Origin of the sequence: Tabrizicola sp., from assembly GCF_041919135.1 — a bacterium.
Classification (GTDB): Bacteria; Pseudomonadota; Alphaproteobacteria; order Rhodobacterales; family Rhodobacteraceae; genus Tabrizicola.
The window spans coordinates 308,402-322,282 of record NZ_JAYRUJ010000001.1 but is presented as its reverse complement, the minus strand read 5'-3'; the positions used below and the strand labels follow the sequence as shown (position 1 = coordinate 322,282).

Genomic DNA, 13,881 nt, shown 5'->3' with positions numbered 1-13,881 from the left:
CCGTGTCACGAGAGGCCACCGCGATGCGGACCGCAAGACCCAAGAGGACGACATGACCCGTGAAACCATCCTTGCCAATGCCATCCTGGTCCTGCCGGACGAGATCCTGCGCGGGCAGGTGCGGATCGCCGACGGCCGGATCGCCGATATCGCCGAGGGCCCGGGCGTGCCGGCCGGGGCAGAGGACTGCGGCGGCGACCTGGTCATGCCGGGTCTGATCGAGCTGCACACCGACAACCTGGAACGCCACATCGAGCCCCGACCCAAGGTCGACTGGCCCCATGCCGCCGCGATCATCGCCCACGATGCCGAGCTTGCCAGCGTCGGCATCACCACGGTCTTCGACGCGCTGCGTGTGGGCTCGGTCGTGTCCAACGCCAAGGCCAATTACGGTGAATATGCCCGCGCCCTCGCCGACGAGATCCTGGGCCTCCGCGCCGGGGGTGCGCTGAAGATCAGCCACTTCCTGCACCTGCGGGCCGAGGTCTGTTCGGAAACCCTGGTCGAAGAGCTGGACAAGTTCGGGCCCGAGGACAGGATCGGCATCGTCAGCCTGATGGACCATACCCCCGGCGAGCGGCAGTTCCGCGACCTGACGCAGCTGCGCAAATATGTCATGGGCAAGCACGGCATCAGCGAGACCGAGTTCGAAGCCCATGTCGCCGCGCAGAAGGCGCTCTCGACACGGCACGGTGCCGTCCACGAAGCGGCCGCGGTCGCCGCCGCCCGCCGCTACGGCGCGGTTCTGGCCAGCCATGACGACACTGACGTCACCCATGTCACCCGGTCCGCCGCGCACGGCGCACATATTGCCGAGTTTCCCACCACGGTCGAGGCGGCACGGGCCTGCAACGACCACGGCATCAAGGTGATGATGGGTGCGCCGAACCTGATCCGGGGCGGCAGCCATTCCGGCAATGTCGCGGCCCGCGACCTGGCCGAAGCGGGCCTTCTGGACATCATCTCTTCCGATTATGTCCCCTCCTCGCTTCTGTCCGCCGCGCTGATGCTGGGCGACCTGTGGGGCGACATCCCCCGGGGCATCGCCGCAGTCACCAGCGCCCCTGCCAGGGCCGTCGGATTGTCGGATCGCGGGGAAATCCGGCTTGGTGCAAGGGCGGACCTGGTCCGCGTCTCCAGGATCGGGGGGACGGGCTCCGTGCGTGGTGTCTGGGCCCAGGGACGCCGCGTGGCCTAGATCCGGACGGCCTTAATCCGGACGGCCTTGGGCAATCCTGTCTTCGGTTTCCGCCCGTGGACCAACTCGCTGCGCCAGCCAGACTGGTTCGGGCTTTCGGGACCGACGCGAGCAGAACAAGCTCCTGCCACTTGTTTCGGCCGCCTGACGCGGAGCGAAGCTGAAAATCGGGCGCAGATCGGTCGATTCTGTCATCGCCGCCGCCGCTACACCATCCGTTCCGAAACCGGCTGCTTGCACGGCTTGTCCGAGAACCCAGACAAGCAAATGGCGCCCCGAGGGGCGCCATCTAAGCTTTTGCAAGCATTGTCCCAACTGGAGCGGGCGATGAGATTCGAACTCACGACCCTAACCTTGGCAAGGTTATGCTCTACCCCTGAGCTACGCCCGCGCCGGTCTGGACGAGGGGGGATGTATAAAGACCTGCAGATGGCCGCAAGGGGAAAAGTGCGTCGAACGCGAAAATTTCTGCGACTCAGGCGTCGGGAGGGGCATTTTGCGAAAGGGCAATCCGCCCACCAGCACCAGTGCGCGCGCAGCGTCAATGGGGGAAATGCGCCGGTAAAACCGGCGTGAAGATATTGCAACAGTCTGGTATCTGGCAATGATCCTAATAACTTGCGCGGCGAAGGCATCGGGCCTTCTTGCGCGGCCGCACTTCGCTGCGTCGCCGCATTCTGGAGAAAGTAAATGAAGAAGTTCGCTCTCGTTCTGGCCGCTTCGGCCCTGACCGCCGCCACCGCTTTCGCTCAAGAAGCCGCTCCGGCTGCGGAAGTCGTGGACACCGACGCCAACGGCACCTTCTCGCTGGCCGAAGTCCAGGCTGTCTACGCCGCCGTGACCGAAGAGACCTTCAAGGCCGCCGACACCGACGCTTCGGGCGAACTGTCGGCTGACGAGCTGAAAGCCGCTGTGGACGCCGGCGCCTTCGCCGCCTGAGCCACATCCGGTTGACCGGACGAGGGGCCGTCCCGAGAGGGGCGGCCCCTTTCCTGTGGCCGGATGCCGCCGAGCGGGCGCGGGGGCCGGAACCGGGGGCAGGGGGCGCGCGTCAGTCCGGCATGGCGCCGCAAGGTCGCGGCGCGCAGCAAAGGAGACGCGAGATGAACAACGACCAGATCGCCGGCAAGTGGAAGCAGATGAAGGGCGAGGCCAAGATCATGTGGGGCAAGCTGACCGATGACGAACTCGACATCGCCGAGGGCCACAAGGACAAGCTGTCTGGCCTGATCCAGGAGCGGTACGGCCGCACCCGGGACGAGGCCGAGCGGGAAGTCAGCAACTTCTTCGACCGTTTCTGACCGGGGCCCGGCAGGCAGGGTGGGTGAATCACCCACCCTGCGCCTTCACTCCAGTTCGACCAGCAGGTCCTTGGCCTCGATCTGCGCGCCGGGATGGACGTGGATCGCCTTCACCAGCGCCTCGCGGTCGGCGTGCAGGCCGGTTTCCATCTTCATCGCCTCGATCGTCAGCAAGAGGTCGCCCGCGCGCACCTTCTGCCCCACGGACACCGCGACGGAGGCGATGGAACCGGGCATCGGCGCGCCGACATGGGCCGGATTGCCCTCGGCCGCCTTGGGGCGGGCGGCGGTCTTGGCCTTCACCGCGCGGTTCGGCACCCGGATCACCCGGGGCTGGCCGTTCAGCTCGAAGAAGACGCGGACCTCGCCCTCGTCCGTGGTCTCGCTGACCGCCTGCAGGCGGATCTCCAGCGTCTTGCCGGGGTCGATCTCGGCGCTGATCTCGTCTCCGGGCTGCATCCCGTAGAAGAAGGTCCGCGTCGGCAGGACCCGCACCGGGCCATAGATCCGGTGCCTGGCGCGATAGTCCATGAAGACCTTGGGATACATCAGGTAGCCGTTCAGGTCCTCTTCATCGACCTGGGCATCCTCGGCCTCTTCCGCGCCGGCCTTCATCTCGGCGGCGAGCTTCTGCCGCGCGGCGTCGAGGTTCACCGGGGCGAGCGAGGCGCCGGGGCGTTCCGTGATCGGCTTGTCGCCCTTCAGCACCTTCTTCAGGATCCCTGCCGGCCAGCCGCCGGGGGGCTGGCCGAGGTTGCCCTTCAGCATGTCCACCACGGATTCGGGGAAGGCCACGTCCACGGCCGGATCCTCGACCTGGGCGCGGGTCAGGCCCTGGGCCACCATCATCAGCGCCATGTCGCCCACCACCTTGGACGAAGGCGTCACCTTCACGATGTCGCCGAACATCCGGTTCGCATCGGCATAGGCCTGCGCCACCTCGTGCCAGCGTTCTTCCAGGCCGAGACTGCGGGCCTGGGCCTTGAGGTTGGTGAACTGGCCGCCCGGCATCTCGTGCAGGTAGACCTCGGAGGCCGGGGCGGGCAGGCCCGATTCGAAGGCGGCGTATTGCTTGCGCACGCCTTCCCAGTAGTTCGAGATCTCGCGGATCGCGGCGATGTCGAGGCCGGTGTCGCGCTCGGTATGGCGCAGCGCCTCGACGATCGAGCCGAGGCAGGGCTGCGAGGTCCCGCCCGAGAAGGCGTCCATCGCCGCGTCCACCGCATCCACGCCCGCGTCGCAGGCGGCCAGGATCGTCGCCGCCCCCGCGCCCGAGGTGTCATGGGTGTGGAAGTGGATCGGCAGGCCGACCTCCTGCTTCAGCGCCTTGACCAGCACGCGGGCGGCGGCGGGTTTCAGCAGGCCCGCCATGTCCTTCAGCCCCAGCACATGCGCGCCGGCGGCCTTCAGTTCCTTGCCCATTGCGACGTAGTACTTCAGGTCGTACTTCGGCCGCGACGGGTCGAGAAGGTCGCCGGTATAGCAGATCGTGCCCTCGCAGACCTTGCCGGCCTCGACCACGGCGTCCATGGCGACGCGCATGTTCTCGACCCAGTTCAGGCTGTCGAAGACGCGGAACACGTCCACCCCGCTGGCGGCCGCCTGTTTCACGAAGGCCTGCACCACATTGTCGGGATAGTTGGTATAGCCCACCCCGTTCGAGGCGCGCAGCAGCATCTGCGTCATCAGGTTCGGCATCGCCGCCCGTAGGTCGCGGAGCCGCTGCCAGGGGCATTCCTGCAGGAAGCGGTAGGCCACGTCGAAGGTGGCGCCGCCCCAGCATTCGACCGAGAAGAGCTGCGGCAGGTTCGCGGCATAGGCCGGGGCCACGCGGATCATGTCGAAGGACCGCATCCGGGTCGCCAGCAGGGACTGGTGCCCGTCGCGCATCGTGGTGTCGGTGAGCAGCACCTTGGTCTGCGCCTTCATCCAGTCGGCGACGGCCTGCGGGCCCTTCTGCTCCAGCAGGTTGCGCGTGCCATAGGCCGGTTCCGCCTTCAGCGCCGGGGGCTTCGCGGCGCGGGCCTCGGCCGGGGGCAGGGCGCGGCCCGCGGTCTCGGGGTGACCGTTGACCGTGATGTCGGCGATATAGGTCAGGATCTTGGTCGCCCGGTCCTTGCGGCGCTTGAAGTTGAACAGCTCGGGCGTCGTGTCGATGAACTTGGTCGTATAGGTGTCGTCCAGGAAGGTCGGGTGCTTCAGCAGGTTGATCACGAACTCGATGTTCGTGGCCACGCCGCGGATGCGGAATTCGCGCAGCGCGCGGTCCATCCGGCTGATCGCCTTTTCCGGCGTCTGGGCATGGGCGGTGACCTTCACCAGCAGCGAATCATAATAGCGCGTGATGACCGAGCCGGCATAGGCCGTGCCGCCGTCCAGCCGGATGCCGTTGCCGGTCGCCGAGCGATAGGCGGTCAGGCGGCCATAGTCCGGGATGAAGTTGTTCAGCGGATCCTCGGTGGTGACGCGGCACTGCAGCGCATGGCCGTTCAGCTTGACCTCCGCCTGGCTGGCCACGCCCGTCGCCTCGGACAGGGTCTTGCCTTCCTCGATCAGGATCTGGGCCTGGACGATGTCGATGCCGGTCACTTCCTCGGTGACGGTATGCTCGACCTGGACGCGGGGGTTCACCTCGATGAAGTAGAACTTGCCCTCGTCCATATCCATCAGGAATTCGACGGTGCCGGCGCATTCATAGTTCACATGGGAACAGATGCGCTTGGCCATCTCGCAGACTTCCTCGCGCTGTTCCTGCGTGAGGTAGGGCGCGGGGGCGCGTTCGACCACCTTCTGGTTGCGGCGCTGCACGGTGCAGTCGCGTTCCCACAGGTGCCAGACATTGCCTGCCTTGTCGCCCAGGATCTGCACCTCGACGTGGCGGGCGCGCAGGATCATCTTTTCCAGGTAGCCCTCGCCATTGCCGAAGGCGGCCTCGGCCTCGCGCCGGCCCTCGCGGACCTTGGCCTCCAGCTCGTCCTCGGAGAGGATCGGGCGCATCCCGCGTCCGCCGCCACCCCAGCTGGCCTTGAGCATCAGCGGATAGCCGATCTCCCTGGCCTGCTTCTTGATCTTCGCCATGTCGTCGCCCAGCACCTCGGTCGCCGGGATGACGGGCACGCCCGCCGCCACCGCGACGCGCCGGGCGCTGGCCTTGTCGCCAAGGGCGCGCATCGTCTCGGCCTGCGGACCGATGAAGGTGATGCCGGCCTGGTCGCAGGCCTCGACGAAATCGGGGTTCTCGGAGAGCAGGCCATAGCCCGGATGCACCGCATCCGCGCCCGACATCTTGGCGACCCGGATGATCTCGGGGATCGAGAGATAGGCGCCCACCGGCGACAGGCCCTCGCCGATGCGGTAGGCCTCGTCGGCCTTGAAGCGGTGCAGGCCTAGCTTGTCCTCTTCGGCATAGACCGCGACGGTGCGCTTCCCAAGCTCGTTCGCGGCGCGCATCACGCGGATGGCGATCTCGCCGCGGTTGGCGATCAGGATCTTCTTGAACTCAGGCATTGGCGGCCTCCCCGGGGCAGAACGGGGGCAGATTAGGGGCGCTGCGGTGCAGCACAAGGGGGTTTGCCGCCGTTTTCCGACCGAAATGCGACAGTCCGCCGCTGCGCGGTTTCGGCGCGGCCATGCGACGGGATGCGGGGCCTGAACAATCGGTGAACGCGGGCCTTCCCCCGGCCGGGGATGCGTATATACTGGCGGGATGAACGGATGGGATGAAGACGAGGCATTCGCGGCCGCCGCCGCCCCGGTGCCGCTGTCGCAGCGGGCGATGGCGGGGCGGCCTGCGCCCTATCTGGACGACCTGAACCCCGCCCAACGCGCGGCGGTCGAGGCGCTGGACGGCCCCGTGCTGATGCTGGCCGGGGCGGGGACGGGGAAGACCAAGGCGTTGACCGCCCGCATCGTTCATCTGCTGCGCCAGCGGCAGGTGCGCCCGAACGAAATCCTGGCCGTCACCTTCACCAACAAGGCCGCGCGAGAGATGAAGGAGCGGGTGGGGCGCCTGTTGGGCGAGGTGGCCGAAGGGATGCCCTGGATGGGCACCTTCCACTCGCTGTCCGTCAAGATTCTCCGCCGCCATGCCGAGCTGGTGGGACTGAAGCCGAACTTCACCATCCTGGACACCGACGACCAGCTGCGGCTGCTGAAGCAGTTGGTCCTGGCGGCGAACATCGACGAAAAACGCTGGCCGGCCCGGATGTTGGCCGGGCTGATCGACGGCTGGAAGAACCGCGCCTGGACGCCCGAGAAGGTGCCGTCCTCCGAGGCCTCCGCCTACAACAACCGGGGAACCGAGCTTTACGCAGCCTATCAGGAGCGGCTGAAGACGCTGAACGCCACCGATTTCGGCGACCTCCTGCTGCACTGCGTGACGATCTTCCAGAACCACCCGGACGTGCTGCAACAGTATCAGCGCCGGTTCCCCTACATCCTGGTCGACGAATACCAGGACACCAACGTCGCCCAGTATCTCTGGCTGCGGCTCCTTGCGCAGGCGCACCGGAACATCTGCTGCGTCGGCGACGACGACCAGTCGATCTACGGCTGGCGCGGGGCCGAGGTCGGCAACATCCTGCGTTTCGAGAAGGACTTCCCCGGCGCGCAGGTGATCCGGCTGGAGCAGAACTACCGCTCGACCGGCCATATCCTCGCCGCCGCCTCGGGGGTGATCGCCAGGAACAACGGCCGGCTGGGCAAGACGCTGTGGACCGCCGGGGAACTGGGCGAGAAGGTGCGGCTGATCGGCCATTGGGACGGCGAGGAGGAGGCGCGCTGGATCGGCGAGGAGATCGAGGCGATCCAGCGCGGCACAAGGGGGATGGAGCCGGTGGACCTGGACCGGCAGGCAATCCTCGTCCGCGCCAGCCACCAGATGCGCGCCTTCGAGGACCGTTTCCTGACCATCGGCCTGCCCTACCGGGTGATCGGGGGGCCAAGGTTCTATGAACGCCAGGAAATCCGCGACGCCATGGCCTATTTCCGGCTGGCGGTCTCGCCCGAGGATGACCTCGCCTTCGAGCGCGTGGTGAACCTGCCGAAGCGCGGCCTTGGCGACACCGCGCAATCGAAGATCAACGTGCTGGCACGCGAGGCTGGGGTCTCGCTGCTGGACGGTGCGCGGGAGGCTTTGGCGAAGGGGGTGATCCCGGGGAAGGGGGCGGCGCAGCTGCGGGCCTTCGTCGAGGGGGTGGACCGCTGGCACCTCGCGACGCTGCACCCCGAATACGACCACATCCGGCTGGCCGAGACGATCCTGGACGAATCGGGCTACACCGGGATGTGGCAGAACGACAAGACGCCCGAGGCGCCGGGGCGGCTCGACAACCTCAAGGAACTGGTGAAGGCGCTGGAGCAGTTCGAGAACCTGCAGGGCTTCCTGGAACATGTCAGCCTGATCATGGACAACGATCAGGAGGGGGCGGAGGAGAAGGTCACGATCATGACCCTGCACGCCGCCAAGGGGCTGGAGTTTCCGGTGGTCTTCCTGCCCGGCTGGGAGGACGGGCTTTTCCCCAGCCAGCGCAGCATGGACGAATCGGGCGTGAAGGGGCTGGAGGAGGAACGGCGGCTGGCCTATGTCGGCATCACCCGGGCCGAGGAGCTTTGCACGATCAGCTTCGCCTCGAACCGGCGGGTCTATGGCCAGTGGCAAAGCCAGCTTCCCAGCCGCTTCATCGACGAGCTTCCGCCCGAGCATGTCGAGGTGCTGACCGCCCCCGGCCTGTATGGCGGCGGCTATGGCGCGGCGGCGCAGGTCGGCTTCGGGTCCAGCCTGGAAGACAGGGTGTCGAAGGCCGATGTCTACAACTCGCCGGGCTGGCGCCGGATGCAGGAGAACCAGTCGCACCGCCCGGTCCGCCAGCCTGCGGAAGCGCGGCACATGGTGATCGATGCCGAGGCCGTGTCGCCCTATGTGCTGGGCGACCGGGTGTTCCACCAGAAGTTCGGCTACGGCGAGATCATCGGGATCGAGGGCGACAAGCTGGATGTGGAATTCGACCGCGCCGGGCTGAAGAAGGTGGTCGCCCGCTGGGTGATCCCGGCCGATCAGGTGGACGAGGTTCCCTTCTAGGCGCAACCGAATTCCGAACGGAATTCGGCACGATTTCCGTTCGGAAATCGTTCAGCGCCCGGATTTCAGGCGGTCCAGCCCCTGCGCGCCGATCCCGGCGACCAGGCCCCAGAAGGCCGCGCCGATCCCGAAGGCCGCGACGCCCGAGGCGGTGACCGCCAGGGTCAGCACCGCCGCGAATCGCTGTTCGGGCAAGGCGAACCCCGCCGTCAGCGCGCCCATCAGCGGTGACAGCAGCGCCAGCGCCACCAGCGCCAGAATCACCGGGCCGGGCAGCGCGGCCAGCAGTTGCAGCACCGTCGGCTCAGCAATCCCAGAATCACCCAGGCTCCGGCATAGGCCAGGCCCACCACCCAGCGTCGTTCCTTCTCGGGATGGACATCGGGGCCAAGGCAGATCGCCGCCGTGATCGCCGCCATGCTGACCGTATGCGCCCCGAATGGGGCCGTCACCGCCGACAGAAGCCCCGTCACCGTCAGCGCCGGCGTGACCGGCGGCTCGTATCCCGCCGCGCGCAGGGTGGCGAAGCCGGGCAGGTTCTGCGAGGCCATGGTGACAAGATAGAGCGGCAGGCCGAGGCCGAGCAGGACCGAGAGCCGGAACTCGGGGGCGACCGGCTCCAGCACCGGCGCGGCAAGGGCGAGGGTCGAGACATCCGCCCCCGCGAAAAGCGCCAGCAGGATGCCGGTGGCGAAGGCCGCCAGCACGGCCAGCGCGGGGTTGAGCAGCCGCACCAGAAGAAAGACCGCGATCATCGGCAGGACCACGGCGGGAAGAGCCTCGGCCGCACCGGCGCCTTTCAGGCAGAACGGCAGGAGCACGCCCGCCAGCATCCCGGCCGCGATTCCGTCGGGGATGCGGGCGACCAGCGCGCCCAGCGGCCGGATCAGGCCTGTGGCGGCGATCATGAGGCCGGCGACGATGAAGGCGCCCACGCCCTCGGCCAGGGTGATGCCCTCGGTCGCGGCGATCAGCGCGGCGCCGGGGGTGGACCAGGCCAGCACCACCGGCACCCGGTAGCGGAAGGACAGGAAGGCCGATCCCGCCGCCTTGGCCAGCGACACCGCCAGAAGCCAGCTTGCCGCCTGCGCCTCCGTCGCCCCCAGCGCCGTGGCTGCGGCCAGCACGATGGCCACGCTTGCCGCGTAGCCCACCAGGGACGCGACCGCCGCCGCCGAAATCACCGAAACCCGCATGTCACCCCCGAACGCATCCGGGCGGACTATCCGGTGGCGGGGGCAGGGCTGCAAGGGGGGAGAGGGGCGGCGACCCCGAGGGAGGAGGAGAGGGGCCGCCGCAGGTCCAGATGCCCAAGGGAGGAGGAGAGGGCACCCGAAGCCGGTGGGGCGCAGGGCCCCGGATGGGGGCGGCAGCGCCCGGGAGGAGGAGGGGCGCCACCGCGGTATCGAACGCCCCAGGGAGGAGGAGGGGACGTCCAATCTCTGGGCCATGACGGCCCGAATGGGGGCGGCAGCGCCTGGGAGGAGGAGAGGCGCCGCCGCGGTATCGAACGCCCCAGGGAGGAGGAGGGGGCGTCCAATCGCTGGGCCATGACGGCCCGGATGGTTTGTGCGGCGACCCCGAGGGAGGAGGAGAGGGGCCGCCGCCGCCAGATGACCCAAGGGAGGAGGAGAGGGTCACCCGGATCTCTGGGGGCTGGTGCCCCCGAAGGGAAGGGGCGGCGATGCCAGGGAGGAGGAGGGCATCGCCGCCGATCGCACAGGCCCCAGGGAGGAGAAGGGGGCCTTCACGAAACCTTACTTGCCGAAGGCGGCCTCGCGCGCCACTTCGACGATGCCGAGCCGGCTGATGCCGAGGTCCGCGAGTTCGCGGTCGCTCAGGGCGTTCAGTTCGGCCACGGTCTGGGCATAGAGCCTGCGGGCCTGGATCGCGGCCAGGACGCGGTCCTTGAGGTCGGCCAGACGGTCGAGAAGACCTTTCTGGGCGACGCGGGTGCTGTTGACGTATGCCATCTCGGTTTAGCCTCTGTAGTGCTTCAGCGACGTTCTGTTGCGCTGTTGGAGGCAAGATGGACCTTATGCTGCAACTGCACAATAGCTCCCAGCTGCAATGCTGCCATGCGGCATCCGCATGGCTCTGGTCGCGAAATATTCCTGCTTTTTTAATGCCTTCGCCGAAATTTTGAGCAACTGGTCAACAGGCCTTGCCTCTCTGCGCGATAATCACGACGATAAGGGTCAGGAGTTCGATGGCGGGGGATGCGATGGCACTCGATCGGGAAGCGGTGGCGCGGGTTCTGGCGGGGGTTCCGCTGCCCGGCGGGGGGGATCTGGTCGGCCGCGACCTGATTCGCGCCCTGACGGTCGAGGGCGGCACGGTCCGCTTCGTGATCGAGGCGGCGACGCCGGACGAGGCCCGTGCGCTGGGCCCCGTCCAGGCCGAGGCCGAGGCGCGGCTGAAGGCGCTGCCCGGCGTGACCTCGGTCCAGGTGGTGATGACGGCGCATGGCCCGGCGCCCAAGGCCGCCCCGCCCAGCCTGAAGATCGGCCAGCACCCGACGCCGCAGCAGGGCGGGCCGCAGCGGATCTCGGGGATCGACCGGATCATCGCCATCGCCTCGGGCAAGGGCGGCGTGGGCAAGTCCACCGTGGCCTCGAACCTCGCCGTGGCGCTGGCGCGCGAAGGGCGGCGGGTCGGGCTGCTGGACGCCGACATCTACGGGCCGAGCCAGCCGAAGATGATGGGGGTGAGCCAGCGTCCCGCCTCGCCCGATGGCAAGACGATCGAGCCCTTGGTCGCGCATGGCGTCACCATGATGTCGATCGGCCTGATGCTGAAGGAAGGCGAGGCGGTGGTCTGGCGCGGGCCGATGCTGATGGGGGCGCTGCAGCAGCTTCTGGGGCAGGTGGCCTGGGGCAAGCTGGATATCCTGATCATCGACCTGCCGCCGGGAACGGGGGATGTGCAGCTGACGCTGGCGCAGCGCACGCAACTGACCGGGGCGCTGGTCGTCTCCACCCCGCAGGACGTGGCGCTGCTGGACGCGCGCAAGGCGCTGGACATGTTCGCCAAGCTGAAGACTCCGGTCCTGGGCCTGATCGAGAACATGTCCACCTTCTGCTGCCCGAACTGCGGCCATGTCACGCCGATCTTCGGCCATGGCGGCGTCGCGACCGAGGCCAGAAAGCTGGACCTGCCCTTCCTGGGCGAGCTGCCGCTGGCCCTGGACGTCCGCGTGGCCGGCGACAGCGGCACCCCCATCGCCGTGACCGACAGCCCGCTGGCCGAGCCCTACCGCGCCCTTGCCCGCCGCCTGATCGCCGGCGGCATGGCCTGACCCACCCCGACCCCGGCAGCTTTCCGCTGCCGGGGTTTCTTCGCCATTGTAAACATACCGACTGGTTGGTATCGTTATGGCGAGAGGAGGACCAGATGATGACCCAACCGATCCGTACCGTCCTGTGGTTCAACGGCCGTGGCCGCGAGGCCGCCGAGTTCTACTGTTCCCTTATTCCCGACAGCCGCGTCACCGGCTTCTACGCCAGCGACAACGGCGGCCCCGATGGCAACATGCATTTCGAGGTGGTGGATTTCATCCTGCGCGGCGTGCCCTACCAGATCCTTGACGCGGGCCCGATGTTCCCGCTCTCCGAATGCGTCTCGATCATGGTCGAGACCCCCGACCAGGCCGAGACCGACCGCCTGTGGGAGGCGCTGGCCGCCAATGGGGGCAGCCACGGCCCCTGCGGCTGGCTGAAGGACCGCTACGGCCTGTCTTGGCAGGTGGTCCCGGCCGAGGTCTCGCGCCTGATGCTGCAGCCCGACCGCGCCCGGGCCGAGCGGGCGCTGGCGGCGGTGATGCACATGGGCAAGATCGACCTGGCCGCCGTCCAGGCCGCGGCGGCATAGGGGGCCAGGATGACCGACATTCCGCAAGAGCAACGCTATCGCCCCGGCGACCGGATCATGCAGGGCGTGATCCCCTATCTCGGCCTCGCCGGCCAATGCGGCGCGGCGGCCGCCTTCTACGAGAAGGCCTTCGCCGCCCGCGACATCGGCCGGATGCCGATGGAGGGAGAGCCGGACAAGTTCATGCACCTGCAACTCGAGATCAACGGCGGCGCGCTGATGCTGACCGACTACAGCGACATGTCGGGCACCCAGGCCTCGGACAGCGCGATGCCGCGCGGGCATCTGCAACTGGTCGTGCCGGACGGGCAGATGTGGTGGGACCGGGCGGTCGCGGCGGGCTGCACGGTGCTCGCCCCCTATGAGCGGCAGTTCTGGGGCGATACCTGGGGCCTCCTGGCCGATCCTTTCGGGCTGAAATGGGCCTTGTTGACACCCGATCCCGCGCTCTGGGACAAGGGATCATGACGACAGGCGCGGCAGGGTGACGGAAATGGCCCGGGTTCCACGGGGCGAGGCGCGCGCGCGGCTGATCGAGGCCGCGCGTTCCCTTGTCCGGCACAAGGGCTTTGCCGCCACCAGCGTCGACGACCTCTGCGCCGCCGCCGGGGTGACCAAGGGCGCCTTCTTCCACCATTTCCCGTCGAAAGAGGCGCTGGGCGTCGCCCTGATCGAGGACTGGACCGAAACCACCGGCGCGATGTTCGCGGCCCATCCCTACAACAGCCTGCCCGACCCGCTGGACCGGGTGCTGGCCTATCTCGACCTGCGGCGCCAGCTTCTGGAACTGCCGATCCCCGAGTTTTCCTGCGTCGCCGGAACCACGGTGCAGGAGGCCTATGAAAGCTCGCCCCCGATCCGGGCGGCGGCGGCGGCCAGCCTCCGCTCGGGCGTCGACCATGTCCGCGCCCACCTCGCCGCCGTCCTTGCCGCGCATCCGGTGCCGGGGGTGACGGCCGAAAGCCTGGGCCGCATGTTCCAGGTCGCGGTGCAAGGCGGGATCGTGCTGGCCAAGGCGCTGGACGACCCCGCCCCCGCGCGTGAGGCCTTCGACCATCTGGAACGCTACCTGCGGCTTCTGTTCGGCCGCCCGGCCTGACGGGCCTGCCGGGGCGTTCGAATCACAGGCTCCGGGATTTCATGGGAAAGGGCGGTCAAAGCCCTTGCCATGGCGGGTGATTCCGGGCGGGAACGGTGGATCACCCCGGATTTTGCCGAAGACTTCCAATCTCTCTACCCGAATTCCGGGAAATCACGGGACCGTCATCTGCCGTGAACAGCCCACAATATCTAGCGTGGTTCTTGAGAGGTTCTTCCTACAGTTTGGAATTCCGCCGCGAAATCCAATACAAAATGCTGGACTCCGCCCCCTGCGGGCACAAGATGCAGGGCTCGCCGCCCAAATTTTCCCTTGCGTTCCCATGTAATCCCAT

General features: G+C 67.9%; 10 protein-coding genes, 1 tRNA gene and 1 pseudogene. 8 read left to right on the top strand and 4 right to left on the bottom strand.

Annotation, left to right across the window (positions count from 1 at the left end):
* Positions 1-52 precede the first annotated feature (52 nt).
* A complete protein-coding gene (locus ACE3UA_RS01525) occupies positions 53-1,198 on the top strand; it encodes an alpha-D-ribose 1-methylphosphonate 5-triphosphate diphosphatase (protein WP_374641787.1) in 1,146 nt (381 codons plus the stop codon).
* Between the two features lie 316 nt (positions 1,199-1,514).
* Here the strand turns inward: ACE3UA_RS01525 and ACE3UA_RS01520 are convergent.
* A tRNA-Gly gene (locus ACE3UA_RS01520) sits at positions 1,515-1,589 on the bottom strand.
* 299 nt (positions 1,590-1,888) lie between these two features.
* Between ACE3UA_RS01520 and ACE3UA_RS01515 the strand changes: the two genes are divergently transcribed.
* Both ACE3UA_RS01515 and ACE3UA_RS01510 read left to right on the top strand, forming a co-directional pair.
* A complete protein-coding gene (locus tag ACE3UA_RS01515) occupies positions 1,889-2,137 on the top strand; it encodes an EF-hand domain-containing protein (protein WP_374641785.1) in 249 nt (82 codons plus the stop codon).
* A gap of 164 nt (positions 2,138-2,301) precedes the next feature.
* The gene (locus ACE3UA_RS01510) at positions 2,302-2,499 is read left to right on the top strand and encodes a CsbD family protein (RefSeq protein WP_374641783.1); all 198 of its coding nucleotides are present in this window, start codon (positions 2,302-2,304) and stop codon (positions 2,497-2,499) included.
* Between the two features lie 45 nt (positions 2,500-2,544).
* On the opposite strand, the gene ACE3UA_RS01505 is transcribed toward ACE3UA_RS01510, so the two are convergent.
* On the bottom strand, positions 2,545-6,006 hold the full coding sequence (locus ACE3UA_RS01505; RefSeq protein WP_374641781.1) for a pyruvate carboxylase: 3,462 nt from the start codon (positions 6,004-6,006) through the stop codon (positions 2,545-2,547).
* A gap of 199 nt (positions 6,007-6,205) precedes the next feature.
* Between ACE3UA_RS01505 and ACE3UA_RS01500 the strand changes: the two genes are divergently transcribed.
* Positions 6,206-8,578 (top strand): ATP-dependent helicase, encoded by a 2,373-nt coding sequence (locus ACE3UA_RS01500; protein WP_374641778.1) that lies wholly within the window; start codon positions 6,206-6,208, stop codon positions 8,576-8,578.
* Between the two features lie 51 nt (positions 8,579-8,629).
* Here ACE3UA_RS01500 and ACE3UA_RS01495 read toward each other — a convergent pair.
* Both ACE3UA_RS01495 and ACE3UA_RS01490 read right to left on the bottom strand, forming a co-directional pair.
* Positions 8,630-9,774, bottom strand: a pseudogene (locus tag ACE3UA_RS01495) (benzoate/H(+) symporter BenE family transporter).
* Positions 9,775-10,335: 561 nt separating this feature from the next.
* Positions 10,336-10,551: a DUF1127 domain-containing protein gene (locus ACE3UA_RS01490; protein WP_374641776.1), complete on the bottom strand. Its 216-nt coding sequence runs from the start codon at positions 10,549-10,551 to the stop codon at positions 10,336-10,338.
* Between the two features lie 251 nt (positions 10,552-10,802).
* Here ACE3UA_RS01490 and ACE3UA_RS01485 point away from each other — a divergent pair, with 251 nt between their 5' ends.
* From ACE3UA_RS01485 to ACE3UA_RS01470, 4 genes are all read left to right on the top strand, one after another.
* A complete protein-coding gene (locus ACE3UA_RS01485; protein WP_374641774.1) occupies positions 10,803-11,876 on the top strand; it encodes an Mrp/NBP35 family ATP-binding protein in 1,074 nt (357 codons plus the stop codon).
* Between the two features lie 95 nt (positions 11,877-11,971).
* Positions 11,972-12,448, top strand: coding sequence for a VOC family protein (locus ACE3UA_RS01480; protein ID WP_374641772.1), 477 nt, complete (start codon positions 11,972-11,974; stop codon positions 12,446-12,448).
* Between the two features lie 9 nt (positions 12,449-12,457).
* Positions 12,458-12,916, top strand: coding sequence for a VOC family protein (locus ACE3UA_RS01475; protein WP_374641770.1), 459 nt, complete (start codon positions 12,458-12,460; stop codon positions 12,914-12,916).
* A 25-nt stretch (positions 12,917-12,941) separates the two neighbouring features.
* Positions 12,942-13,547: a TetR/AcrR family transcriptional regulator gene (locus ACE3UA_RS01470; RefSeq protein WP_374641768.1), complete on the top strand. Its 606-nt coding sequence runs from the start codon at positions 12,942-12,944 to the stop codon at positions 13,545-13,547.
* The last annotated feature ends 334 nt before the right edge of the window (positions 13,548-13,881 follow it).